15 protein-coding genes are annotated in these 24808 nt (G+C 70.3%); 4 read left to right on the top strand and 11 right to left on the bottom strand.

Translation table 11 applies throughout. From position 1 onward, the window contains the following. Positions 1 to 146: 146 nt before the first annotated feature. Complete coding sequence (locus HG543_RS32265) at positions 147 to 713, top strand: MarR family transcriptional regulator (RefSeq protein ID WP_169348760.1); 567 nt, start codon at positions 147 to 149, stop codon at positions 711 to 713. Between the two features lie 25 nt (positions 714 to 738). On the opposite strand, the gene HG543_RS32260 is transcribed toward HG543_RS32265, so the two are convergent. The 3 genes from HG543_RS32260 to HG543_RS32250 form a co-directional block, all read right to left on the bottom strand. Next, positions 739 to 1566, bottom strand: a complete 828-nt coding sequence (locus HG543_RS32260; protein ID WP_169348759.1) for a mechanosensitive ion channel family protein — start codon at positions 1564 to 1566, stop codon at positions 739 to 741. Between the two features lie 137 nt (positions 1567 to 1703). Next, positions 1704 to 3326, bottom strand: coding sequence for a sigma 54-interacting transcriptional regulator (locus tag HG543_RS32255; RefSeq protein ID WP_169348758.1), 1623 nt, complete (start codon positions 3324 to 3326; stop codon positions 1704 to 1706). Positions 3327 to 3337: 11 nt separating this feature from the next. Next, positions 3338 to 6331: a serine/threonine-protein kinase gene (locus tag HG543_RS32250; protein WP_169348757.1), complete on the bottom strand. Its 2994-nt coding sequence runs from the start codon at positions 6329 to 6331 to the stop codon at positions 3338 to 3340. A gap of 219 nt (positions 6332 to 6550) precedes the next feature. Here HG543_RS32250 and HG543_RS32245 point away from each other — a divergent pair, with 219 nt between their 5' ends. Next, positions 6551 to 7798, top strand: coding sequence for a hypothetical protein (locus tag HG543_RS32245; RefSeq protein ID WP_169348756.1), 1248 nt, complete (start codon positions 6551 to 6553; stop codon positions 7796 to 7798). A 55-nt stretch (positions 7799 to 7853) separates the two neighbouring features. On the opposite strand, the gene HG543_RS32240 is transcribed toward HG543_RS32245, so the two are convergent. The 5 genes from HG543_RS32240 to HG543_RS32220 all read right to left on the bottom strand — a co-directional run bounded on the left by HG543_RS32240 (position 7854) and on the right by HG543_RS32220 (position 16003). Next, entirely contained in the window at positions 7854 to 8252 is a 399-nt protein-coding gene (locus HG543_RS32240) for a hypothetical protein (protein ID WP_169348755.1), read from the bottom strand. Positions 8253 to 8280: 28 nt separating this feature from the next. After that, a complete protein-coding gene (locus HG543_RS32235) occupies positions 8281 to 11784 on the bottom strand; it encodes a pyruvate carboxylase (protein ID WP_169348754.1) in 3504 nt (1167 codons plus the stop codon). 161 nt (positions 11785 to 11945) lie between these two features. Next, the gene (locus HG543_RS32230) at positions 11946 to 13226 is read right to left on the bottom strand and encodes an MFS transporter (protein WP_169348753.1); all 1281 of its coding nucleotides are present in this window, start codon (positions 13224 to 13226) and stop codon (positions 11946 to 11948) included. 752 nt (positions 13227 to 13978) lie between these two features. Beyond that, positions 13979 to 15085, bottom strand: coding sequence for an isopenicillin N synthase family dioxygenase (locus HG543_RS32225; protein WP_169348752.1), 1107 nt, complete (start codon positions 15083 to 15085; stop codon positions 13979 to 13981). Between the two features lie 129 nt (positions 15086 to 15214). Then, positions 15215 to 16003, bottom strand: a complete 789-nt coding sequence (locus HG543_RS32220; protein ID WP_169348751.1) for a Uma2 family endonuclease — start codon at positions 16001 to 16003, stop codon at positions 15215 to 15217. Positions 16004 to 16254: 251 nt separating this feature from the next. Here HG543_RS32220 and HG543_RS32215 point away from each other — a divergent pair, with 251 nt between their 5' ends. Then, positions 16255 to 17535, top strand: a complete 1281-nt coding sequence (locus tag HG543_RS32215) for a cation:dicarboxylate symporter family transporter (RefSeq protein ID WP_169348750.1) — start codon at positions 16255 to 16257, stop codon at positions 17533 to 17535. Between the two features lie 113 nt (positions 17536 to 17648). After that, entirely contained in the window at positions 17649 to 19442 is a 1794-nt protein-coding gene (locus HG543_RS32210) for a thiamine pyrophosphate-requiring protein (protein ID WP_169348749.1), read from the top strand. Between the two features lie 10 nt (positions 19443 to 19452). Here HG543_RS32210 and nrfD read toward each other — a convergent pair whose 3' ends face one another. From nrfD to fdh, 3 genes are read right to left on the bottom strand one after another with little or no spacing between them, the layout of a single operon-like run. Beyond that, positions 19453 to 20613, bottom strand: a complete 1161-nt coding sequence (nrfD, locus tag HG543_RS32205) for an NrfD/PsrC family molybdoenzyme membrane anchor subunit (RefSeq protein ID WP_169348748.1) — start codon at positions 20611 to 20613, stop codon at positions 19453 to 19455. Further along, positions 20610 to 21407, bottom strand: a complete 798-nt coding sequence (locus tag HG543_RS32200) for a 4Fe-4S dicluster domain-containing protein (protein ID WP_169348747.1) — start codon at positions 21405 to 21407, stop codon at positions 20610 to 20612. The genes nrfD and HG543_RS32200 overlap by 4 nt, the downstream gene beginning before the upstream one ends. A gap of 3 nt (positions 21408 to 21410) precedes the next feature. Beyond that, on the bottom strand, positions 21411 to 24689 hold the full coding sequence (gene fdh, locus HG543_RS32195) for a formate dehydrogenase (RefSeq protein WP_246357449.1): 3279 nt from the start codon (positions 24687 to 24689) through the stop codon (positions 21411 to 21413). Positions 24690 to 24808 lie beyond the last annotated feature (119 nt).

Raw genomic sequence — 24808 nt, 5'->3', positions numbered from 1 at the left:
GTGACGGGGGCGATGGTGGGCGTGGTCATGACATGACTCCTGGGAAACGAGGTTGGGTGCGGCGTCGAATTGGTATCGACTCGATACTAAATGCGTCGGACCCCCTGGCCTTGTCAAGTCGGTATCGGCCCGATACCTTTTCACCCGTGGCCGTCGACCGTCTCTACGCGCTGCTGGAACGCATCGGGAACCTGCTCCGCACGGAGGAGCGGGCGGCGGGGCTGCGCCATGGGCTGCAGCCGGTGCACCTCCAGGCGCTGCGCTACGTGCAGTCGTGCAACCGCTACAGCAACACGCCCGCGGCGCTGACGGAGTACCTGGGCCTCACGAAGGGCACGGTGTCCCAGACGTTGCTGCTGCTGGAGGAGAAGGGGCTCTTGCGCAAGGAGGCGAGCACCGAGGACCGGCGCGTCGTCCACCTGTCCCTGACGGAGGCGGGGCGCGCGGTGCTGGACGACGCGCTCCCTCCGGCGCTCTTCGCCCGGGTGCTGGGCGGGCTGCCGGAGGGAGGCCGGGTGCTCGAGGAGGAGCTCACCGGGTTGTTGCGCTCCCTGCAGGCCGCGAATGCGCAGCGCAGCTTCGGCGCATGCGCCACGTGCAGGCACTTCCGGCGGGAGGGGCCGGGGCGCTTCAGCTGTGGCCTCACGCAGGAGCCGCTTTCGCGCGAGGACAGCCTGCTGCTGTGCCGGGACCACGAGGCGGCGGGAGCCTGAGGCCGTCCCGCCGCCGTCGGGCGCCTCAGCTCGCCTTGGAGATGAGCTGCTGGGCGGTCTGCTGCGGCACGGAATAGCCGGAGGACATGAGGAAGTCCGCGACGGCGGCCGTCACCGCGACGGTGGTCGCCCCCGCCTGCGTGGCCTTGCAGTGCACGCCCACGGCCAGCACGGGCCCGTGCACGGTGAACTCCACGATGTCCACCGACGGCGCGGGCTTCTGCTCCACGGTGGGCAGCGTGGACACCAGCTCCTGGAGGGCCCGCATCTGCAGGCGCACGTCACCGCCGTGGAGCAGCGGCACCTTCACCGCGATCCTGCGCGTGGGGTGGTGGGTGAAGTTGATGATGTTGTCGCCGAACAGCCGGTTGTTGCCCACGGAGATGCGGAGGTTGTCGCCCGTGTCGAGCGTGGTGGCGAAGAGGCCAATCTCCTGCACGAAGCCGGTGACGCCCGCGGCGGAGATTTCATCCCCCACGCGGAACGGGCGCAGCACGAGCAGGAAGATGCCCGCGGCGAAGTTGGAGAGCAGCCCGGACCAGGCCGTGCCGATGGCGATACCCGCCGCGGCCAGCAGCGCGGCGAAGGACGTGGTCTCCACGCCCATCGTTCCCAGAATCGCGAGCAGCAGGAGGATGGTGAGCGAACCGGCGAAGAGCGACTCGACGTAGCGGATGAGCGTGGCGTCCAGCTTGCGCTTCTGCAGGGCCAGGTTCAGCACGCGCCGGAACCCGGAGATGACCGCGCGTCCCAGGTACCACAGCACCAGGGCCCCTATTGCTTTGAGCAGAAAGGGAAGGGCTTCCGTGAGGGCCAATGACTGCATCTGCTTGATGAGGGCGTCCGTGTCCATGGCGTGCCCCTCGTGCAGGCACCGGGCCACCCGCCCCGTGTCCCTAACTCCGCGAAAGGTGGTCCGCGCCCGGGGAAGGCGCGATGTGCTGACACGTCCGCGCGTCCGGTGGGCCCTGGGGCTGACGCGTCAACGGCTCAGGAAACGCCCAGCCCCAGCTCCCGTAGACGGCGCTGGAGGGCGCGCTTGGAGACCTCCAGGCGCTGCACCATCTTGTCCAAATCGCCCCCGCAGTCGTGGAAGCAGGTGGTGATTTCCTCGGGGCTCAAATCTCTCGCGGTGCGCAGCAGCGAGCTCCGGTCGATGAGCACGTAGACGGAGGGGCGCGGAATGCCCAGCCAGTCCGCGGTGGCCTTGAGGTCCCACGAGCAGGCGCGCAGCGCCTCCAGCAATTCCTGCTCGCTCACCTCGGAGGGCTTGCGCCGCTGGGGCTTCGCCTCGGGAGCGGCGGGCGGCGTGGGTGCGCCGGAGGCCGTGGCCGGGGCCTTGCCGGGCACGGGCAGGGCGTCGGCGTCCAGCGTCTGCTCCAGCCGGGAGTCCACGCGCAGGTGCGGCAGGCCCCGGCTGCCGATGACGAGCTGCCGGACGATGTTGCGCAGCTGGCGCACGTTGCCGGGCCAGGAGTAGCGCACCAGGCGCACGGCCAGGGACGCGGGCAGCCAGGGCTCCGCGCGCGGGTCCGTGGACGCCAGCCGCTCCGTGCCCTCCAGCGACTCCAGCTCCTGCCGGGCGAAGTGCATGAAGAGCGGGCCGATGTCCTCGCGCCGCTCGCGCAGCGGGGGCATGTGGATTTCGAAGCCGGCCAGCCGGTGCAGCAGCGGGGCCCGGAACAGCCGCTCCTGGATGCGGGCCTCCAGGTTGGCGTCCGTGGCGGAGACGAGCCGCACGTCCACCTTCACCGGCGTGTGGCCGCCCACCGGGTACACCTCGCCCGTCTCCAGCACGCGCAGCAGCGCGACCTGCACCTCGGTGGGCGCCTCGCCCACCTCGTCGAGGAAGAGGGTGCCGCCCTGGGCCGCGCGGAAGAAGCCCTCGCGGTCCTTGGTGGCGCCCGTGTACGCGCCGCGCAGGGCGCCGAACAGCTCGGCGGCCACCAGCTCCTTCGCGAGCGCGCCCAGGTTGACGCTGACGAAGGGGCCCGAGCGGCGCGGCCCCCGGTCGTGGATGGCGCGCGCCACCAGTTCCTTGCCGGTACCCGTCTCGCCGCGGATGAGCACGGGCACGTCGAGGTCGGCCACCCGGATGATGTCCTCACGCACCTGGCGGATGCCGTCGCACTGGCCCACGAGCCCCAGGTCCTGCGCGGAGGTCTCCGCGTGGGACGTCAGGTGGAGCAGCAGCACCACGCGCTCGGCCAGCACCAGCGGCACCCCCATCAGCAGCTCCTCGGGGGAGAACTCGCGCAGGCCCTGGACGGGCTCGCCCGCCACCGTGACGCGCGTCCCGTTCTCCGGCACCCGCAGCCGGAGGTGCCCCTTCGTCCCGGGCTCGAAGTCGACGGGCGTGCGGCTGACGAACGGGTCCCCCAGCGGCTGCGTCACCAGCCCCCCGAGGCGGGAGAACTCCGGGGCGTTGCGCGACAGGGACACCGGCCTCCCGGAGGTGGCCAGCTCCTCCAGCACCAGGCGCTCGCCGATGCGCTGGGGCTGGGGGTGGGAGATGACCGTCAGGACGGGCACGACACGGGGGGAGAAGGAGGCCTCCCTGCTCCGCGAGTGCTCCGCCGTCTGCGACATGTCATTGGAGGTCTTCCGCTGCATGGGGCGTCTCGTCACCGGGCGCCTGCACCGTCAGCTTGACGGGGACCGGACGCGTTGGAGCCAGAGTGCGACAACAGCCACTGGGACACCAGCGCCAGCTTCCGCTCGTTGCCGGCCTGGCGGTAGTGCTCCCGGGCCCGCGTGGCCAGCTCCACCGCGCGGGGGCGCTCGGTACCCCCATCCCACAGGGCCCGGGCCAGGGTCCACCAGGCCTCGGCGCGAACGCGCACGGGGAGGTGCTCCAGCGAGCGCTCGAGCAGTGGCATGGCCAGCGTGGGCTGGCGGCGGGCGAGGTGCAGCTCGCCCAGGCCGAAGCGCGCGAGGGCCAGCAGTCTCGGGTCCGAGGCCTCGACCCGCTCACCCGTGTCACGCACCCGCTGGAGATGGCGCGCGGCCTCGTCCCACCGACCCAGGCGCACCAGCGTCCGCCCGAGCAGCGCCGACACCTCCGCCGCCTCCGTCGGGTCGGCCCCCTGCATCCGCTCGCGCAGGGCGAGGGCGTGCTCGAAGTGCTCTCTCGCGCGCCCATGCTGCTCCAGGGCGGCCAGCACCTCGCCGAGGCTGGCGTACGAGGTGGCGACGCTGGGGTGCCCCGCGCCCAGCGTCTGCTGCTTCAGCGCCAGGGCGCGCTGGTGGTGCTCCAGCGCTTCTTCCAGGTGCCCGCGCGCCAGCAGGACGTCGCCGAGGTTGGTGAGCGAGGACGCCACCATGGGGTGCTCGGGGCCGAGCGTCTTGCGCCGCATCGCGAGGGCGCGCTCGTGGTGCGCCTGGGCCAGGGCGTACTCGCCCAGCTCCTCGTGGATGATGCCCAGGTTGTTGAGCGTCACGGCGATGGAGGGGTGCTCGTCGCCGAGCAGCCGCTGCTTGATGGCCAGCGCGCGCTCGAAGTGCTCGCGGGCCTCCGCGTGCTGCCCCTGGTCCATGAGGACGTTGCCCAGGTTGTTGAGCAGGTTCGCCCGGTCGAGGCTCTCCGGGGCCGAGGCCTTCTCCAGGAGGGCCAGCGCGCGCTCGTAGTACTCGCGGCTGCGCTCGTGCTCGCCCGTCATCCAGCGCACGGTGCCCAGCGTCTCCAGCGCCACGGCGAGGTGCTGGTCATCCCCCAGCCGCTCCGCCGCGGCGAGCAGCGGCAGCTCCAGCCACAGGGCCTCCGCGTAGCGGGCCTGCCGCGCGCCCACCTCGGTGACGAGGAAGCTCCAGGCGCGCGACTCCAGCATCGCATCGCGGCCCTGCGCCGCCAGCACCAGCACCTCGCGCAGGAGGGACTCGGCACCCCGGTAGTCACCGGCCCCGTCCAGGTGCATGGCGTGCCAGTAGAGGAACTTGCCTTGCAGGGGAGGGTAGCCCAGCGACTTCACCTCGGGCCGCAGCGCCTCCGCGAACGCCAGCCCTTCCTTGTACCGGCCCGCGCGGTGGAGGGCCTCCAGCCGGTCCTCCTTCAGCTGGAACGCCTCGACGCGGGCGCGCACCTCCGGATCCTCCGGCGGCGGCACCTGGGCGGTGAGCAGGCGCGCGTCGGCGCAGTCGCTCAAGGGGGGCAGGGACTGCACGGCCTGCACCGCGCCGCCCACCAGCTTCGGGTCCGGCTCCTTGACGAGCAGCTCCGTGAGCGCGCCGAGCTGCCCGCGGCGCCGCTCCAGGCAGTACTCGCGCAGCGCGGCCAGCCGGTGGGGCTGCTCCGCCCACTCCTGCCGGGCCTGCTCGCACGCCTCCGCGCGCTGCTTCACCCAGCCCGCCGCGTACGCGTCCAGCAGCCCGGCCGCGCGTCCGAAGGTGTCGCTCGCCTGGGGTAGGCCCGTCTGCGCCATGACCTCTTGCAGCCGTTCGCGCAGCCGCGCGTCCCAGACGCCCGCGAGCCGCCCCTCCATGCCCACGCAGGGAGAGGCGGGTGCCTCCTGGCGCAGCCAGCCCCACACGGCCGTCACCAGCAGGAGGACGCCACCGCCCGCGAGCACCGCCGCGCGCAGGCGGGCCCGCCGCCGCTGCTCCGGGTCGTCCTCCAGCTCCAGGAGCAGCTCGCGCATGGAGGCCGGACGCTGGAGCGGGTCGGCCTTGAGCCCGCGCAGCACCGCCCGCGCCACCCAGGCGGGGACCTCGCTGTCGGGCGGAGGGGGGATGACGCGCTCCGCGACGCGGGCGTCGAGGATGGCGCCGAAGGTGTCGCCCGCGAAGGGCCGCACGCCGTAGAGGCCCTCGTACAGGGCCACGCAGAAGCCGTACAGGTCGGTGCGCGCGTCGACGGCGCGGCCCTGGAGCTGCTCGGGGGCCATGTAGCGCGGCGTGCCCACCACCTTGCCGGACTCGGTGAGCGGCTCCGTCCACGTCCGGGGCAGCGGCGCGGCCTCCGGCGCGTCGTCCGTGCCCGAGCCGTGCGCCGCCTGCGCGAGGCCGAAGTCCGTCACGCGGACGCGCCCGTCCTCGCCGACGAGCACGTTCTCCGGCTTGAAGTCGCGGTGCACCAGCCCCGCGTCGTGCGCCGCCGCCAGCCCCCGGCCCGCTTCGAGGAAGGCCCGCAGCACCTCGCGCCAGGGGCGGGGCTGCTGCCTCAGCCACTGCAGCAGCGTGCGCCCCTCCACGTACTCCATGGCGATGAAGACCGATTCATCCTCCAACCGCCCCGAGTCGTAGACGTGCACCACGTTGGGGTGGTTGAGCCGCGCCATGGCCTGCGCCTCGCGCAGCAGGCGCACCTGGTCCGCGTCGTCCGACTCCAGGCTCCACACGGGACGCAGCAGCTTGAGGGCCACGCGCCGGTTCAGCCGGACGTCATAGGCCGAGATGACGAGCCCGAAGCCGCCGTGCCCCAGGACGTCCAGCACGGTGTAGCGCTCCGCCAGCACCCGCCCCGGAGGCGGTGAGGCGATGGCCCCCACGCGGCTCGTGTCCTCCTGGGTGTTCCCGGAAGGGCGCTCGGAGTCCGGGCGCGCCCCGGGCACGGGGGTGCCCAGGGTCAGCGTTTCTTCGGGCGCGTCGGAGCGGGGGCCCCCCCCGGGCCGCTGGGGACTCATGTTGACGACTGTACATCGATGCCCAGGTCCGGCCACACCCCGAGTGGTGCCCGCCTGCTGACAGGCCAACAGCCGGTTTTCCACCGTGCATTTCTTTTTCTGGCCCCGGGACAGCAGGCGGGCGGCGGGGATGGGCGCGCCCGGGGGTGTCGGCGCGCACGCCTATGCTGCGCCCGCCTCACCCTGGAATCCCCTCAATTCATGCAACGAGGCCTCTTCATGCACCGTTCCCGCAAGTCCCTCTGGCTGTTGCCCGCGCTCCTGCTGGGCGCCTGCGGTCCCACCGAAGTCGCTCCGGACGCGGAGCCCGTCGCCGCCGACACGGTGGAGCAGGGCGTGCTCTTCCCACCGCCCGCGCCGCTCAGCGGCAACATCCTCGACAGCACCACGTACATGGGCTCGGTGGCCGTGCCGGGCGCGGTGCAGACGCGCTTCACGGCGAACCCGCAGTACTTCTCCTTCAGCATCCACGTCTCCGCCGGCGCGGTGGCGAAGCTGGAGGTGACGCACGGCGGCAGCAGCATGTACCTGGACACCGGCCTCTTCGTTTATGGCCCGCGCGACGCCAGCGGCAGCTTCGGCACCACCCTTCGGGCCCAGGACGATGACGCCGGCTATGGCCAGCTCAGCAAGGTGGCGTCGGTGACGTTCCCCCAGGCGGGTGAGTACCTCGTCGTCGTCAGCAGCGGCTCGGGCTCGGGCAAGCAGTTCCGCCTCCAGCTCGACTGCCTCAGCGGCACGTGCAACCCGGTGGACCCGTCCGTGTACGCCACGTGCGACACGAACCAGGTGGGGCCCTACCTCGAGGAGTGCATGTCGCACTGGGGCGCCGAGGGCGTCCCCCTCCAGGAGGCCTACTCCCGCTGCTTCGGCGCGGATGACGCGCACCACCTCTACGAGGGCGCCTGCTACCCGTCCAACCCCTTCAAGCCCGTGTGGTGCGCGGGAGGCGAGGCCGCCTGGACGCAGTGGATGTGGCCGGTGTGCCAGGACTACTACGCGGCCGACTATGAACTCTACCCGGTGGTGCTCACCGAGCAGCCGGTGAGCGCGGAGCTGCAGTCGAAGCTGAGCGCGGCCAACGCCGCGTGTGGCAGCTCGTACCAGTGCTTCGGCGAGCTGAGCGCGAAGTCCTTCGCGTGGCCCCTCTCCACGCCGGCCCGCCTGCACCAGGTGGCCGCCGCGGTGTACGACGTCTCCCAGAGCCCCGCGCTGAGTGGGTATCGCCTGGACAACATGAGCTACGCCGAGTTCGTCCAGAACCGCCTGCTGCCGGGCATGGCCACGCTGCACCCGGCCCTGCTCAACGCGTACGGCAACGGCACCGAGGACGTGCGGGTGACGGGCTGGAGCTACAAGCGCGAGATGTGGCCGGACGCGTGCATGATCTGGGAGCTGTACGTCCTCTACTTCCCGCGGTCGCACCGCGTGCTGGTGTTCGAGCAGGACCACGGCGAGGAGTGCTGACGTCGTCCGCGCCAGGCCGCCTCTTCCGCGAGACGCGCGGGGAGGCGGCGGCCTCCTAGGGCTGGGCCCGGAGCCAGGCCCGTGCGGCCTCGGCGTCGTCGAACAGCACGGCCATCTCCGGGTCCATCTGCTGCACCGTCGTCGTCGCGGAGACGTAGCTGAGGCGGGCGGGGGACTGAATCCAGGCGAAGTGGCGCATCCCCGCATTGCGCATGCGGGGGAACCAGCTGCTGGCGAGCCAGGCCGCCGCCCCCACCCAGATGCCGGTGACGTGCGTGTTGTCGTTGAGCACCTTGGCGAGGCCCAGCCGGGTCAGCTGGCGGAGCATCTCCTCGCAGCCGGCCTTCACCATCTCGACGGACTGGTAGCCCTTCCAGTCCACGTACAGCCAGCCCTCGTCCGCCTCGTGGCGGATGTCGATGTGGTCGCTCGTGTACAGCGGTTGCCCGGCCATGGATGTCCCTGTCGTGTTCCACCCAGGACTACTGGAGCACGGCGAGCAGGTCTCCGCCCTGCACGGCGGCCTTGAGGGCGGGGACCACCTCCGCCACGGTGCCCGCGCGCGGGGCGCGCACCACCGTCTCCATCTTCATGGCCTCCAGCGTGACGAGTGGGGCGCCGGCCTCCACGCGGGCGCCCGGCTTGATGTGCAGCGCGATGACGGTGCCCGGCATGCTCGCCGCGACGTGGTTCGGGTTGCCGCGGTCGGCCTGACGGCGGGCCTCCACCTTCGCCGCGAGGCTGCGGTCCCTCACCAGCACCGAGCGATTGTGCCCGTTGAGCGCGAAGTAGACGGTGCGGCAGCCGTCCTCGTCCGGCTCGCCCACCGCCGTCAGGCTGATGACCAGCGTCTTGCCCGGCTCCAGGTCCACCCAGATTTCCTGCCCCACCTCCATGCCGTAGAAGTAGTTGGGCGTGTCGAGGATGGACACGTCCTCGTACTTCGCCTGGTCCTCCAGGAAGCCGGCCATGACGCGCGGGTAGAGCGCACTGGAGATGGCGTCCACGCGGCTCAGCTCGTGGCCGACCTTCTGGGACAGCTCGCGCCGGAGCGCCTCGAGGTCGAGCGGCGGCATGCTCGCGGAGGGGCGGCCCTCCACGCGCGGCAGGCCCTTGAGCACCGCGGCGCGCAGGTCCTCCGGGAAGCCGTTGGGCGGCTGGCCCAGTTCGCCCCGGAAGTAGCCCACCACGCTGGAGGGGAAGTCCAGCCGGGGCGCCTCGGCGATGAGCTTCGCGCGGGTGAGCGCCGCGCTCTCGTTGAGGTCCGCGCCGCGCACCGCGAGGTCGTTCTTCAGAAGGAAGATGGCGAAGTCACCCACCATCTTCGACGAGGGCGTCACCTTGGGGATGTCACCCACCACCGCGTTCACCAGCGCGAAGGCGTCCTTCACGTCGTTCCACCGGCCCAGGAGGCCCATCTCCGCCACCTGGGGCCGGAGGTTGGAGTACTGGCCGCCCGGAATCTCGTGGTAGTAGACCTCGCTCGTCGTGCTCTTGAGACCGGCCTCGAAGGGGGCGTAGTACTCGCGCACGTCCTCCCAGTAATTGGCCAAGGGCTGCAGGCGCGCGTTGGCGAGCCCCGTCTCACGCGGGTGGCCGCGCAGGGCGCTCACCAGCGCGTTCATGCTGGGCTGGCTGGTGAGGCCCGCCATGCTGCCGAGCGCCACGTCGACGATGTGCACGCCGTGTTCAATCGCCTCCAGGTAGCTGGCGATGCCGTTGCCGGCGGTGTCGTGCATGTGGAGGTGGATGGGCAGTCGCGTCACCTCGCGCAGCTTCGACACCAGCATGGCCGCGGCGCGCGGGCGCAAGAGGCCCGCCATGTCCTTGATGCACAGGAAGTGGGCGCCCGAGTCCTCGATGCGCTTCGCCAGGTCCGCGTAGTAGTCCAGCGTGTACTTCTTGCGCTTGGGGTTGGCGACGTCGCCCGTGTAGCAGATGGCCACCTCCGCCACCTTGCCCGTCTTGAGCACGCGGCGGATGGAGACCTCCATGCTGCCCAGGTCGTTGAGGCTGTCGAAGATGCGGAAGACGTCCACGCCCGCCTCGGCCGCCTCGTCGATGAAGGACTCCACGACGTTGTCGGGGTAGCTGGTGTAGCCCACCGCGTTGGCGCCGCGCAGGAGCATCTGCAACAGCAGGTTGGGCGCGGCGGCCTTCAGCGCGCGCAGGCGGGCCCACGGGTCCTCGTTGAGGAAGCGATACGAGGTGTCGAAGGTGGCGCCGCCCCAGGACTCCAGGCTGAAGAGGTCCGACGCGAGGTGCGCGGTGGCCGGGGCCACGCGGAGGATGTCGCGCGTGCGCATGCGCGTGGCCAGCAGCGACTGGTGCGCGTCACGCATGGTGGTGTCGGTGAGCAGCACGCGCTTCTGGGCGAGCACCCACTCGGCGAGCCCGCGCGGGCCCTTCTCCGCGAGAATCTGCGCGGTGCCGCGCGGCACGGGGCCCGGCGGCGTCACCGGCAGGCGCGGCTCCAGGAACTGGGTGGGCTTGAGCCGCTGGTGCTTCTTGATGGTGGGGTGCCCGTTGACGATGACGTCGCCCAGGTACTGGAGCAGCTTGCTGGCGCGGTCCTTCCGGGGCTCCAGCTTGAAGAGCTCGGGTGTCTCGTCGATGAAGCGGGTGTACGTCTGGCCCGACTGGAAGGCGGGGTGCCGCAGCACGTTCTCCAGGAAGGGCAGGTTCGTCTTCACGCCGCGGATGCGGAACTCGCGCAGCGCGCGCTGGCCCTTCATCACCGCGCCCTCGAACGTGGGCGCGTAGGCGATGACCTTCACCAGCATGGAGTCGTAGTACGGCGAGATGCGCGCCATGGTGTAGCCATTGGAGCCATCCAGCCGGATGCCGAAGCCGGTGGCGGCGCGCCACGCGGTGATGATGCCCGCGTCCGGCATGAAGTTGTTCGCCGGGTCCTCGGTGGTGACGCGCAGCTGCACCGCGAAGCCGCGCGGGACGATGGCGTCCTGCGAGGGGATGCCGACCTGAGGCGAGTCCAGCCGGTAGCCTTCCGCGATGCGAATCTGGCTCTGCACGAGGTCCACGCCCGTCACCTGCTCGGTGACGGTGTGCTCCACCTGGAGCCGCGCGTTGCACTCGATGAAGTAGAAGCTGTCTCCGGAGACGAGGAACTCGGCGGTGCCCGCGCTGGAGTAGCCCGCCTCTCGCGCCAGCCGCACCGCCGCGTCGCAGATGGCGGTGCGCAGCTGCTGGGACAGGTTGGGGGCGGGGGCAATCTCGATGACCTTCTGGTGGCGGCGCTGCACCGAGCAGTCGCGCTCGTGCAGGTGCACGAGGTTGCCGTGCAGGTCGCCCAGCAGCTGCACCTCGATGTGGCGCACGCGCTCCAGGAACTTCTCCAGGAACACCGCCGAGGAGCCGAAGGCGCTCTTCGCCTCGGAGCGCGCAGAGGCGAGCGCCGACTCCAGCTCCGCCGCCTCGCGCACGACGCGCATGCCGCGTCCGCCGCCGCCATGCGCGGCCTTCACCAGGATGGGGCCGCCGTGCTGGGCGAAGAAGGCGCGGGCCTGCTCCAGCACGCGCGCGTCGTCGCCCTCCAGGGTGACGCCGGGCACCACCGGCACGCCCACCTTCCGGGCCAGCTCCTTCGCGGCCACCTTGTCGCCCATGGTCCGCACCACCGGCGAGCGCGGGCCGATGAAGCGGATGCCGCGCCGCTCGCACGCCTCGGCGAAGTCGGCGTTCTCCGACAGGAAGCCGTAGCCCGGGTGGATGGCGTCCACGCCCGCGCGCTCGGCCACGTCGAGGATTTCGTCGATGCCGAGGTAGGCCTCCACCGGGCGCTTGCCGCGGCCGACGAGGTACGCCTCATCCGCCTTGTGACGGTGCTCGTGGGTGCGGTCCTCGTCGCTGTAGATGGCGACGGTCCGGATGCCCAGCTCGTTGCAAGCGCGGAAGACCCGGATGGCGATCTCACCGCGGTTGGCGCACAGCACCTTCTGGATGGGGCGTAGGGCAGGGGAGGCCATATGCGCGCGGTGGTTAGTCACGCCCCCACACCGGGCGCAACCCTCGCGGCGCTGAACGTCGGTTATCGGGCGTGAGCCCCGCCCTGGCGGCCGCGAGGGGCCTCGGAGATCCGGTGGAAATCGGATTCATGGCCCCCGAGGGGGCCTGAGGCTCGCGGGACTCAGCTCCGGGAGCTGGAGTGCGGCTGCGAGTGGGGGAGGGCCGCCGGGCTGGTGGCGGTCTCCTCGTAGTCGAGGTCGCGGTGGAAGGTCTCCTCGAGCTTCAGGAGCGCGAGGAGCGCGAGGCCGAAGCAGAGGCTGCCCACCAGGAGCGCCGCGTTGCCCATGGTGAAGCCCTGCGAGCCCTTGAGCCAGGCGACGCCGCTCGCCGCGATGGCGGCGGAGCCGCGCACGAAGTTGGGCACTGTTGTCGCCACCGTGCCGCGGATGTTGGTGCCGAACTGCTCGGCCGCCATCGTCACCAGCACCGCCCAGTAGCCCACGCTGATGCCGAGGAAGAAGCACAGCACGTAGACGCCAGTGCTCGTCAGCCCCGGCACGAGGACGTAGAGGAGCATCAGACAGAGACCGGCCACGAGGTTCAGCCCCACCGCGCGCTTGCGGCTCTTGAGGGCCTGGCTGAAGACGCCCGCCAGCAGGTCCCCCAGCGTCAGGCCGATGGAGCCGTAGAGGATGGCGTTGCCCGCGGTCACCGTGCCGGTGACGCCCAGGCCCGCGGTGAGCTCCGGGGCGAAGGTGAAGAGGATGCCCGTGGTGAAGTAGATGGGCACGCCGATGAGGATGCAGCAGATGTACTTGAGGAAGCGGCCCCCCTGCAGGAGGAGGAAGGGGTTGGCGCGGGACGGGTCGGTCTTCTTGGAGAACAGCTCGGACTCGGAGACCTTGAAGCGCGCGAACAGCAGCGCGATGCCCATGACGCCGCCGGTGATGTAGGCCACCTTCCACGTCATGTGCTGGCCGACGAGGGCCGCGGCGACGATGCCGAGCATGCCCAGCGTGGCGACGATGGTGGTGCCCAGGCCGCGCTTCTCCTTCGGGAGGGACTCGGCGACGAGGGTGATGGCCGCGCCCAGCTCGCCCGCCAGGCCTACGCCGCCCAGGAAGCGGCAGAGGGCGTACGTCGTCACGTCCCAGGCGAAGGCGTTCGCCAGGTTGGCGAACGAGTAGAGGAGGATGGAGCCGAACATCACCGACAGGCGCCCGCGCTTGTCGGCGAGCACGCCCCACAGCATCCCGCCGACCATCATCCCCACCATCTGGGCGTTGTAGATGAACACGCCCTTCGTGAGGATTTCCGTCGGGTCCGTGATGCCGATGTCCTTGAGCGACGCCACACGCACCACGCCGAACAGCGTGATGTCGAAGAGGTCGACGAAGTAGCCGAGTCCGGCGACCAGGACGGTCAGGTTCAGGACCGAGCGGAGATCTCGCAGGAATTTCATGGAGCCGGATTAGGCGCCTTCGGCGGGCCTTGGGCAAGGCCCATCCACACTCGGAAACGGGGTGGTGGAGAACCCCACGGGTTTGACGCTCCACGCCTTGCGCCAGCGCGTGAGTTATGAATCACCATTCAGGTTTCCGGCGGGTGAAACCGGGGCCGCTGGGAGCGGGGGTGGGGACACGCCCCAGGGCCTCCGCGCGATGCGGTCGGGAACGTGCCGGTTCCAGGTGCCGAGCTCCGCGAGCCGCTGGGGCCGGCTCCGTGATCCAGCTGCAGGTCGGAATCGGGCCAGCTTCAGGTCGACGGCGGCGAGGCAGCCCGTTGGGCAAGACCTACCTGAACACGTCTTCAGCCATTTTTCCGGGCGACAGTGCTCGCCGCGTTTCCAGAAGCGGGGACGGTGGCCTGTAGCCAATGCCTACATGACCTGACATTCCTCCGGTTTTTGAAGAGGCTCTGGAGGTGCAGTGCCTACCTGAACGCGTCTTCAGTCATTTTTTTGGGGTCGTGCTCGATGCCCAGGAAGGTGATGCACCTACATGAACACGTCTTCAGCCATTTTTTCCTGGGTCGCGGCGCCTAACCCATGGGGCCCAATACCTACATGAACACGTCTTCAGCCATTTTCAGGGGCGCCCGGCCACGGCCGATGAGCGCAAACAAAAACAGACATCAAATCAATGACTGTCAAGTCATTGACTCGATGCCTGTTTGTCTGTGTTTGATGTCTATGTTTATGAAACAAGAAGCGGACTACGTGCCCGCGCGCTGACGGTTGAGGCGGTCGTAGTGGCGGTAGCCCAGCTTGTCGAGCGCGCTCGAGGGCGCGAGGCCGATGTCCACGAGCGTCTTGATGTCATACGTGCCCGCGAGCACCGGGGGCGCGTAGTTCCGGACGGCGTCGGCGGTGCGGAACTTCGGCAGGGGGAAGAGCACCGTGCTGGTGTGCACGTGCATGAAGTGCGCGGCGGACTGGCGCTGCCAGCCGGACACGCCGGGCGCGGTGATGACATGGGGCGTGGCGAGGAAGGTGCCGCCCGAGAGGATTTCGAGCTGCTGGCCCACCTGCGCCACGATGCAGCCCGCGGGCGCCGTGCCGCGCACCATCTGCCCGTTCGGAGCCTCCGGCGTGGCGCGCGTGCGGAGGTACAGGCCGCTCTTGTTGTCGGGAGCCGGGGCAGGGCGGCCGTCCGGGTCGAGGAACCGGCCTCCGGGAAGCAGCGTGAGCAGGTTGAAGTCGGTGTGCTCCTCGCCCCAGACGATGTCCGTGTTCACCTGCGAGGCGGTGAGCGGCAGGTACTGGAGCGCCCGCGTGACGTGGGGCGCGCGCTGGCACAGGTCCGAGAACGCCGTCTCCGGCAGCCCCAGCGCCACGGCCGCGCCGCGCAGCAGCTTCAGTCCGGCCTCATGGAGGGAGCGGCCCAGCTGCATGATGCCGTCCTGGAAGTACGGCGGCGCGTTCGCGGGCCACACGTTCTCCGGGTACAGCTCCGGGAACTCCAGCGCCGACTGCTCGTCGTTGGGGTACGGCGCGACGAAGTAGCACTCCTTGAAGTCCGGCTGGCCGTTGCCCGCGACGGCGACCTCGGTGTTCGGAGGCGTCCAGCCGCGCTGGTACCAGATGTCGGCGCGGCCGTAGGGCTTCTTCGTCTCCGCCGGCTGCGCGATGAAGGCGGCGAAGGCGTCGTAGTAGCGATTGAGCGCCTGCGTGTCGACGCCGTGGTTCTTCAGGTACACGAGGCCGAAGACACCAAACGCCTCGCGAATCGCCGCCGCGGCGCGCTCGACGCGGGCCGGGTCTTCCGACACGAGGTCGGCGAGGTCGACAGTAGGGATGTTGAGCGAAGAGGTCTCGGCCATGGTGGGCCCCAGGTGTATCGCTCCTCGGGCCGGAAGGGGAGGGCCTCCCTGGAAAGTTCCTGGAAGCAGGGGGCCAGACGGGCCCCCGGAGGCCCGAGTCCCCTGATTTCCCGGCCGTTTTCCGGGCGCTCAGTGAGGGCGGCGCTGCGCCAGCTGGGCCTGGAGCTCGGCCAGACGTTGCTCCAGCTCCTTGCGTCGGCGGGCTTCGTCCCTGCGCAGGCGGCTCTCGATTTTCAGGCGCGCCTCCAGCTCTTCCGCGCGGCGCCGCTCGATTTCCAGGAGCTCCGTGGACTCGAGCAGCAGCTCCTGGCCGGCCCACATGCGCAGCTTGTCGTCCTCCACGGCCAGCTCCAGCCCCAGCACCTCCGAGTAGAAGCGTCCCCTCCGGGGCTTCATCCGCGTGTATTCGCGATCGCCGGGCGTCTCCAGCCGATACCCGAGCAGCTCCTCCCGTGAGCGGTCGAAGATGAAGTACTCGGGGATGCCCAGCCGGGCGTAGCGCTTCACGTTGAACTCGGCGTCCTTCTTCCGGTCGCCGCCGACGTGGACCTCCATCACCCAGTCCAGCCCCTTGCCCTCGTGGCTGACCACCCACTTGCCCCGCTTGTGGGACGGTACGTCCAGCACCACCAGCAGGTCCGGCGCGAAGCGCCGCTCCCCCGGGTAGTAGATGGGCAGCTCCGAGCCGATATAGACGTCGCGCTTCTGGCGGGCGAAGTAGCCCAGCAGCGCGTCGCGCGTCTCCACCTTGGCGGCGAAGTGGAGGTCGCCCTCCGGCATCGCCAGCTCCGCGTCCGTCACCTCATCGGGCAGGGACTCCACCACCCGCGCCCGCTCCTCCGGTCCCATCGCGTCCCACTCCGCCTGCGTGGGGGCCCGGGGGAAGGCCTCTCCACGTTCTTTCGCGTGCCGTCCCATGCCGTGAAGCGTGCTGTGGGCTGCTCCGCGCGTCAATGTCCCCCTTGGGCCCTGAGCAAGGCACGGGCCGAGCGGCGGACACCCGCGTCACCCCGACCTTCGCGCTTTACGGGGCCTGTACCGTCCAACTTCAGGGGTGGTGTCCGGTTCCGTGGACGCTTCACGTCATGTGCGGGGGCCCGGCGCAGCGAACCCCTGCGCGCTCCGGCGCGGTTGGTTATGGTCCGCCGGTCGCCGACGAGGTGCCCTTCGTGAAGACGCTCATCTCCGCCTGGTTCCGCATTCCCTTCTGGCAGCGCGTGCTCGGGGCCTTCGTGCTCGGGGCCCTGGTGGGCTGGCTCGTGGGGAAGCCCGCGGGTCCGTGGCTCCAGCCGCTGGGCACGCTCTACGTCAACCTCATCAAGATGATCGCCACGCCGCTGGTGTTCTTCGCGGTCATCAACGCGGTGGCCGCGCTGCACGGGCAGAAGAGCGTGGCCGCGCTGGGCGGGAAGACGTTCCTCTGGTTCGCCATCACCGCGGCGCTCGCGGTGGGCGTGGGGTTGGGCACCGCCGCCTTGATGAAGCCGGGCGTCGGCGTGGGACAGCTCCAGGTGGAGGAGTCCTTCAAGCCACGCGAGGTCCCCGGGCCCATGCAGGTGCTGCTGGACGTGGTGCCCACCAATCCCTTCGCGGCGCTCGCGGGAGGGAAGATCCTCCAGGTCATCTTCTTCGCCGGCCTGCTGGGCTTCGCCCTCGTGAAGCTGGGGGAGAAGACGGCCCGGCTGCGCGAGCTGGTGCGCGAGGCCAGCGACGCGATGATTCAAGTCACCCGCTTCGTGCTGGAGCTGACCCCGCTGGGCACCTTCGGCCTCATCGCCGCGCTCGTGGGCACCTACGGCTTCGAGCGCCTGCTGCCCCTGGGCCGGCTGGTGTTCGCGCTGTACCTCGCGTGCGCGCTGCACATCGTCTTCGTCTACGGCGGTCTATTGCTGACGCACGGGCTCAACCCGCTGCGCTTCTTCCGCGGCGCGGCGCCCGGCATGCAGGTGGCGTTCGTCAGCTCGTCCAGCTTCGCGTCGATGCCGGTCGCCATCCGCAGCGTCACGCACAACCTGGGCGTCAACAAGGACTACGCCTCTTTCGCGGTGCCCCTGGGCGCCAGCATCAAGATGGACGGCTGCGGCGCCATCTACCCGGCGATCACGTCGCTCTTCGTCGCGCAGTACTTCGGCCTGGAGCTGTCCGCGTCGCAGTACTTCATCATCCTGCTGGCCTCGGTGCTGGGCAGCTTCGGCACCGCGGGTGTGCCCGGCACGGCCGTGGTCATGGCCACCGTGGTGCTCAGCTCCGCCGGCCTGCCGCTGGAGGGCCTGGGCTATCTGCTCGCCATCGACCGCGTGCTCGACATGATGCGCACGATGACCAACGTCACCGGGCAGATGCTGGTGCCCGTCCTCGTGGCGCGCGAGGAGGGGCTCCTGGACGAGGCCATCTACAACCGGGCCTCCACCAACGTCGGCCTGGAGAAGGACGTGGCGAAGGCGGAGTAGGCGCCCGGTCCGGGGACTGGCGGAGGCGGGCCGGGCTGCCTGCCTGCTCGCCTTCTCGCGCCCGCGAAGTGTGCGCAGGTTGACCCTGTTGGCTTCCGCCACGGGGTTACCAAATGAGCGTCACCGTCGCCGACTACCTCCTCTATCGCTTGTCCCAGTGGGGCGTCCGCCGCATCTACGGCTACCCCGGAGACGGCATCAACGGCATCCTCGGAGCGCTCGGGCGCAACTCGGAGTTCAAGTTCGTCCAGTCGCGCCACGAGGAGATGTCCGCCTTCATGGCGTGCGCTCACGCCAAGTTCACCGGCGAGCCGGGCGTGTGTCTCGCCACCTCGGGCCCTGGCGCCATCCACCTGCTCAACGGCCTCTACGACGCGAAGCTGGACCACCAGCCGGTGGTGGCCATCGTCGGGCAGCAGGCGAGCACGTGCCTGGGCGGCCACTACCAGCAGGAGGTGGACCTGTCGGCCCTCTTCAAGGACGTGGCCAGCGAGTACGTCACCATGGTCACCAACCCGTCCGCGATGCGTCACGCCGTGGACCGCGCCATGCGCATCGCCTGGTACGAGCGCACCGTGACGTGCATCATCGTCCCCAACGACATCCAGGAGCAGCCGTACCAGAAGCCGGAGCGCGCCCACGGCACCGTCCACTCCAGCGTGGGCTACAGCGTGCCCCGCGTCCTTCCCCAGGAGCAGGACCTGCGCCGCGCGGCGGATGTGCTCAACGCCGGCAAGAAGGTCGCCATGCTGGTGGGCGCCGGCGCGATGAACGCCGCGGACGAGGTGGTGCAGGTGGCGGACCTGCTCGGCGCGGGCGTGGCGAAGGCGCTGCTCGGCAAGGCGGTGCTGCCGGATGACCTGCCCTTCGTGACGGGCTCCATCGGCCTGCTGGGCACCAAGCCGAGCTGGGACCTGATGGCCGACTGCGACACGCTGCTGATGGTGGGCACCAGCTTCCCGTACTCGGAGTTCCTGCCCAAGGAGGGACAGGCGCGAGGCGTGCAAATCGACATCGACGGCCGGATGCTGGCCATCCGCTACCCCATGGAGGTGCCGCTGGTGGGCGACAGCCGCGAGACGCTCCGCGCGCTGATTCCGCTGCTCCAGCGCAAGCAGGACAGGAGCTGGCGGGACACGGTGGAGAAGGGCGTGCGGCAGTGGTGGAAGCAGGCCGAGTCGCTCGCGATGAGCGCCGCCGACCCCGTGAGCCCCCGGCGCGTCTTCTGGGAGCTGTCACCGCGCATTCCGGACGAGGCCATCCTCACGGCGGACTCGGGCTCGGGGACCATCTGGTACGCGCAGAACATCAAGATGCGGAAGGGGATGATGGCGTCCCTGTCCGGCAACCTCGCCACCATGGGCTGCGGGGTGCCCTACGCCATCGGCGCGAAGTTCGCGTTCCCGCACCGGCCCGTCATCGCGATGGTGGGCGACGGCGCCATGCAGATGAACGGCAACAGCGAGCTCATCACCGTGGCGAAGTACTGGAAGGAGTGGAAGGACCCGCGCTTCATCGTCCTGGTGCTCAACAACCGCGACCTCAACATGGTGACGTGGGAGCAGCGCATCATGGCCGGGGACCCGAAGCTGCCCGCCACGCAGGACCTGCCGGACTTCCCCTACGCGCGCTACGCGGAGACGCTCGGGCTCAAGGGCATCCGCGTGGACCGGCCCGAGGCACTCGGGCGCGCCTGGGAGGAGGCGCTGAGCTCGGACCGGCCCGTGGTCTTCGAGGCCTACGTGGACCCCAACGTGCCGCCGCTCCCGCCGCACATCACCTTCGACCAGGCGAAGAACTACACCCAGGCCCTGCTCAAGGGCGACGTGGACGCGGGCGGCATCATCAAGCAGTCCATCAAGGGCATGGTGGAGAACCTCCTGCCCCGGAAGGACGACAAGGAGTAGGGGACGCCCCTCAGCGCAGCACGGGCAGCGGGAACTTCAGCGGCTTGCCGTCCGCTGCCAGCGTGTTGCCCTTCACCTCCGCGGCCCCGAGCCCCTGGCGCTGTCCCTGGAAGGTCGCCTGGGGATTGCGCGCGGAGGCCTTGCCCGCGTGGAAGATGGCGAAGCGCGCGGCCAGGGCTCCCGCCGTGGTCAGCACGTCCGCCGCCACGTGCTTCCACCGCGACCGGCCGGGCAGCACGTCCAGCAGCAACCCCGCCGCGGAGCACACGCGGGACGTCTTCCACAGCGCTCCCGAGACGCCTTCCTTCAGGGGTCTCGCGACCTCGGATACCCGTGCCGCGTCGCGCGCCACGGCGACGCCCGTGACGAGCTCCGCGACCTTTCCCGCGAGACGGTAGGGGCGCAACACGCGTGCTTCGTGCGGCGCATGCGGCAGCAGGGACAACAGGCTACCGGCGGCCGCCGTGGCGGAGGACATGAAGAACAGCGGCAGCGCGCGGTGCGTGGCCTGCCAGATGGGCACGGACGTGTTGCACAGCAGCACCGCCGTGTAACCCGCCAGCGGCATGCCCAGCACGGCGGCGCCGGCCGCGGCGCTCCGGCCGACGACTCCCATCCAACCGGGCCGGTGGGCCAGCAGCACCCCCAGCGTGTTCAGCCCCCCCGAGCCGGCCAGCACCCACGAGCCGATGCTCATGGGCGAAGTGGGACGGAACACGCGCAGCATGTTCAGGAAGCGCTCCGGCCGTCCCAGGTCGTGGATGAGCAACACCGTGCTGATCATGTCTCCGGCCGTGCCAACCCACAGGCAGCGCCGCCCCAGCTTCGCCAGCCTCGGGCCGCCCATCACGTCCGCCGCGAGCCCGAGCAGGCTCGCCGCGCCCGCGACGCCGCCCACGTAGAGGTACGTGGGGATGGACCAGATCCACACGGGCTCCTTCACCGCCGGGAGCCCGTAGTAGCTCGGTGCGTCCTCGCGTTGCGGTTCGGCGCGCGAGGGAAGGTGGGTGACCTGCTGGCCGTGAGCCGGGTACGCGCCTTCCGGATCCTTCACGCGCTGCTGCGAGCCCTCGCCGGAGAGCACGCCCAGGGCGGGGTCCACGTTGCGACCGTCCCGCTTGCGCTGCAGGCGGTCCAGCAGCGTCTCTCCGTTGCCGTTGGAGTCGCTCACGAGCGCGCCTCCCTTCCGAGCAGCACGGAGCCCACGGCCATCGCCGCCATTCCGAGCGCGCCCAACGCCACCATGCCCCAGGTGCGCTTGCCCTTCATCGTCGGCACCACCGGGTCCGGCGGCAGGCTGTAGACCTCGGGCTTGTCCACGAGCAGGAAGAACGCGTTGAGCCCGCCCGTGCCCGGCTGGTTCTCCGCGTCCTTGCCGTACAGGTACGCGTCCGTCATGCCCTGCTCGTGCAGCTTGCGCACGCGGTTCTCGGCCCGCGCGTGCAGGTCATCCAGGTCACCGAAGGCGATGGACTCGGTGGGGCACGCCTTCGCGCAGGCGGGCGTCATGCCCTCGCCGAGCCGGTCGTAGCAGAGGGTGCACTTCCACGCGCGCCCGTCCTCCTCGCGCCGGGAGATGACGCCGAAGGGACATCCCACCACGCAGTAGCCACAGCCGTTGCACACGTCCGGCTGCACGTACACGGTGTCGAACTCGGTGCGGATGATGGCGCCGGTGGGGCACGCCTCCAGGCATCCGGCCCGCTGGCAGTGCTTGCACACGTCCGACATCATCAACCACGAGAAGTCGATTCCACCCTTCGTCAGCCCCGTCAGCGGCACCGGCCGCTCCACGAAGGCCACGTGCCGCCACGTGGACGCACCCAGTGCGCCGGTGTTGTCGTACGACATCCCGGTGAAGTGGAAGCCGTCGTCCGGGAGCTGGTTCCACTGCTTGCAGGCCACCTCGCACGCCTTGCAGCCGATGCAGAGCGTGGTGTCGGTGAAGAAGCCCTTCTGTCCCATCGGCTACCGCTCCTGTTCCAAGTGCTCCTGGTATGCGTCGTGCGGGACGTCGCCTACGCTCGGGCTGTCGCGCCGCAGCTCGGGCAGGTCCGGGGGCAGGGGCTCCGCCGGCGAATGGTCCGCGGCGGCGCGCTCCCCGGTGGACTGCCGGCCCGCGACGATGTCGCCGGTGAAGGCCTTCGACTCGACAATCTCCACGTTGGGGTCCGCCACGAAGGGCAGCAGGTCATTCGCCCCGCTCGCGCGCAGGCGCCCCGTCACGCCCCAGTGGTAGGGCAGGCCAATCTGGTGCACCCACTTGCCCTTCATCCGCAGCGGGCGCATGCGCTCCGTGACGAGCACCCGGCACTCCATGTCCCCGCGCGCGGTGCGCACCGTGGCCCAGCCGCCGTTCGTCAGCCCGCGCTCGGCCGCGAGCTCCGGTGATACCTCGCAGAACTGCTCGGGCTGCAGCTCGCTCAGCCAGGACAGCCAGCGGCTCATGCCTCCGGCCGTGTGGTGCTCCGTCAGCCGGTACGTGGTGAGGACGAACGGGAAGCGCGGATCATCCCAGGCGCGGTGCAGCGGGTTGTCCCGGCGGCGCCACTCCAGCCGCACCGGGTTGCACTGCTGCCCGTACAGCGCGTTCTCCACCGGCGACTCCGGCGGCTCGTAGTGCGTGGGCAGCGGGCCGTCCACGATGCCGCTGGGCGCGTACAGCCACCCCTTGCCGTCCACCTGCATGATGAACGGGTCGGCCCCGCCGAGCGCGTCCACGCCGCGGGCGTCCTTCGGTGGGCGGTAGTCCGGCGGCCGGTCCGCGATGAAGTCCGGCACGTCCTCGCCCGTCCACCGCCGCTGGGCCTCGTCCCACCAGACGTACTTCTTCCGCTCGCTCCACGGCCGCCCCTCGGGGTCCGCCGAGGCGCGGTTGTAGAGGATGCGCCGGTTGGCCGGCCACGCCCAGCCCCACTCGGACGCCACCCACGACTGCTCTCGCGCGGGCTTGCGGCGCGCCGTCTGGTTGACGCCGTCCGCGTAGCAGCCGGAGTAGAGCCAGCAGCCGCACGCGGTGGAGCCGTCGTCCTTCAGGTCCGAGAAGCCGCTCACCACCCGGCGGTCCGCCACCGTGTAGCCGTTGATCTCCTGGAGCACCGCCTCGGCGCTCGGCTCCGCCATCGGGCCGTGCGTGGGGTAGTCCCACAGCAGGTCGTGGATGGGCTGGTCCTTCCCCTCGCGGGAGCCGGCGTAGAGCGCCTTCAGCTTGCGGCCCAGGTGGTAGACGAAGTGCAGCTCGCTGCGCGCGTCCCCGCGTGGCTCCACGGCCTTGTCGCGCCACTGGAGCAGCCGCTGGGTGTTGGTGAAGGTGCCTTCCTTCTCCGTGTGCGCGGCGGCGGGGAAGAAGAAGACCTCCGTCTGGATGTCCTCCGTCCTCACGTCACCGGCCGCGATTTCCGGGGCGTTGCGCCAGAACTCCGCCGTCTCGATGAGGGTGAGGTCGCGCACCACCAGCCAGTCCAGCTTGCGCAGGCCCTTGCGCTGGAGCGCCCCGTTGGAGGAACCCACGGCGGGGTTCTCTCCCATGATGAAGTAGCCCTTCACCCGCCCATCCGCCATGTCCGTCACCGTCTGGAGATGGGAGTGGTTGCCGGTGAGCCGCGGCAGGTGGCCGAAGAGGTAGTGGTTCTCCTGGGTGGCGGCGTCGCCGAACCAGGCCTTGAGGAGCGACACCATGTACTTCGGCAGGTTGCTCCACCAGCCGGTGCTGGAGGCGTGGTCCTTCAGGTAGTCGTCCAGGTCATACCCCTGCCGGGCATGCGGCATGGGCATGTAGCCGGGCAGCAGGTTGTAGAGGGTGGGGATGTCCGACGAACCCTGGATGGACGAGTGCCCGCGCAGCGCGAGGATGCCGCCTCCGGGCCGGCCCATGTTGCCCAGGAGGAGCTGGAGGATGGACGCGGTGCGGATGTACTGCACGCCCACCGTGTGCTGCGTCCAGCCCACCGAGTAGCAGAACGCCGTGGTGCGCTCGCGGCCCGAGTTGGCGCACAGCGTCTCCGCCACCTGGAGGAACTGTTCCTCCGGTACGCCGCACACCTGCGAGACGATGGCCGGCGTGTAGCGCTGGAAGTGGCGCTTCAGCAGCTGGAAGACGCAGCGCGGGTGCTGGAGTGTGGGGTCCTTGTGCGCCTCGAAGCGGGCGGAGCCCTCCTCGTGTTCGCCGCCCTTGCCGGCGCCGGGCTCTCCGTAGATGTGCTTGTGGCCACCCGCGGGCACCGTGCCGCCCACGCCCTCGTACTGCCAGGTGGTGAAGTCGTACTTCCCTTCATCGGGCAGGAAGCCGCTGAAGAACCCGTCCAGCTCCTCCGTGTCCTGGAAGCCCTCGCGGATGATGTTGGCCGCGTTGGTGTACGCGACGACGTATTCCTCGAAGTAGCGCTCGTGCTCCAGGACGTAGCGGATGAGCCCGCCCAGAAAGGCGATGTCCGAGCCCGCGCGGATGGGCACGTGCTGGTTCGCCACGGCGCTCGTCCGCGTGAAGCGCGGGTCCACGTGGATGACCGTGGCACCTCGCTCCCGGGCCTCCATCACCCACTGGAAGCCCACCGGGTGACACTCGGCCATGTTGCTGCCCTGGATGATGATGCAGTCAGCGTTCCGCAGGTCCTGCTGGAAGTTCGTGGCGCCGCCACGACCGAACGTGATGCCCAGACCGGGCACCGTGGAGGAGTGTCATATTCGAGCCTGGTTCTCCACCTGCACGATGCCGAGCGCGGTGAAGAGCTTCTTGATGAGGTAGTTCTCCTCGTTGTCCAGCGTGGCGCCGCCCAGGTGGGCGATGCCCAGGGTGCGGCGGACATTCAGGCCGTTGACGTCGGTGTCCTCCCACGTCTCGTCGCGGGTGCGCTTCACGCGCTCGGCCACCATGTCCATGGCCTTCTCCAGCGGAATCCGCTCCCACTCCGTGCCGCCGGGCCGGCGGTAGAGCACGTCGTGGATGCGGTGGCTGCCGGTGACGAGCTGGAACGTGGCCGAGCCCTTGGGGCACAGCCGGCCGCGGGAGATGGGCGAGTCCGGGTCGCCCTCGATGTCGAGGATGCGCCCGTCCTTCACGTACACGTCCTGGGCGCAGCCCACCGCGCAGTACGGACAGACGGACTTCACCACGCGGTCGGCGCTCGCGGTGCGCGGCTCCAGGCGGCGGCTGCGCTCGGTCATCGCCGTCTCACCGAGCGCGGTGGCGTCTCCCTTCCGCAACTGCCGGAACACGGGCCAGCGGCCGAGCAGCTCGAACACTCCCAAGGCGGACCTCCCGGGTGATGCGCGCGTCGGGAGGATGATGGGGATGCGGCCAACCCCCGCCGACTGGAACGTGGGGGCGCCGTCGCTTCGGGGACGGTTGGCTGGTCGGGGTGTTGGCG

This window comes from Pyxidicoccus fallax (assembly GCF_012933655.1).
Classification (GTDB): domain Bacteria; phylum Myxococcota; class Myxococcia; order Myxococcales; family Myxococcaceae; genus Myxococcus; species Myxococcus fallax.
This window is presented reverse-complemented; position numbering and strand designations above follow the sequence as displayed.

Coding starts and splice junctions, on each gene's coding strand:
- HG543_RS32230 (WP_169348753.1), bottom strand. CDS start 13,226: ATGAAATTCCTGCGAGATCTCCGCTCGGTCCTGAACCTGACCGTCCTG.
- HG543_RS32225 (WP_169348752.1), bottom strand. CDS start 15,085: ATGGCCGAGACCTCTTCGCTCAACATCCCTACTGTCGACCTCGCCGAC.
- HG543_RS32220 (WP_169348751.1), bottom strand. CDS start 16,003: ATGGGACGGCACGCGAAAGAACGTGGAGAGGCCTTCCCCCGGGCCCCC.
- HG543_RS32245 (WP_169348756.1), top strand. CDS start 6,551: ATGCACCGTTCCCGCAAGTCCCTCTGGCTGTTGCCCGCGCTCCTGCTG.
- HG543_RS32240 (WP_169348755.1), bottom strand. CDS start 8,252: ATGGCCGGGCAACCGCTGTACACGAGCGACCACATCGACATCCGCCAC.
- HG543_RS32260 (WP_169348759.1), bottom strand. CDS start 1,566: ATGGACACGGACGCCCTCATCAAGCAGATGCAGTCATTGGCCCTCACG.
- HG543_RS32210 (WP_169348749.1), top strand. CDS start 17,649: ATGAGCGTCACCGTCGCCGACTACCTCCTCTATCGCTTGTCCCAGTGG.
- HG543_RS32200 (WP_169348747.1), bottom strand. CDS start 21,407: ATGGGACAGAAGGGCTTCTTCACCGACACCACGCTCTGCATCGGCTGC.
- HG543_RS32235 (WP_169348754.1), bottom strand. CDS start 11,784: ATGGCCTCCCCTGCCCTACGCCCCATCCAGAAGGTGCTGTGCGCCAAC.
- HG543_RS32255 (WP_169348758.1), bottom strand. CDS start 3,326: ATGCAGCGGAAGACCTCCAATGACATGTCGCAGACGGCGGAGCACTCG.
- HG543_RS32250 (WP_169348757.1), bottom strand. CDS start 6,331: ATGAGTCCCCAGCGGCCCGGGGGGGGCCCCCGCTCCGACGCGCCCGAA.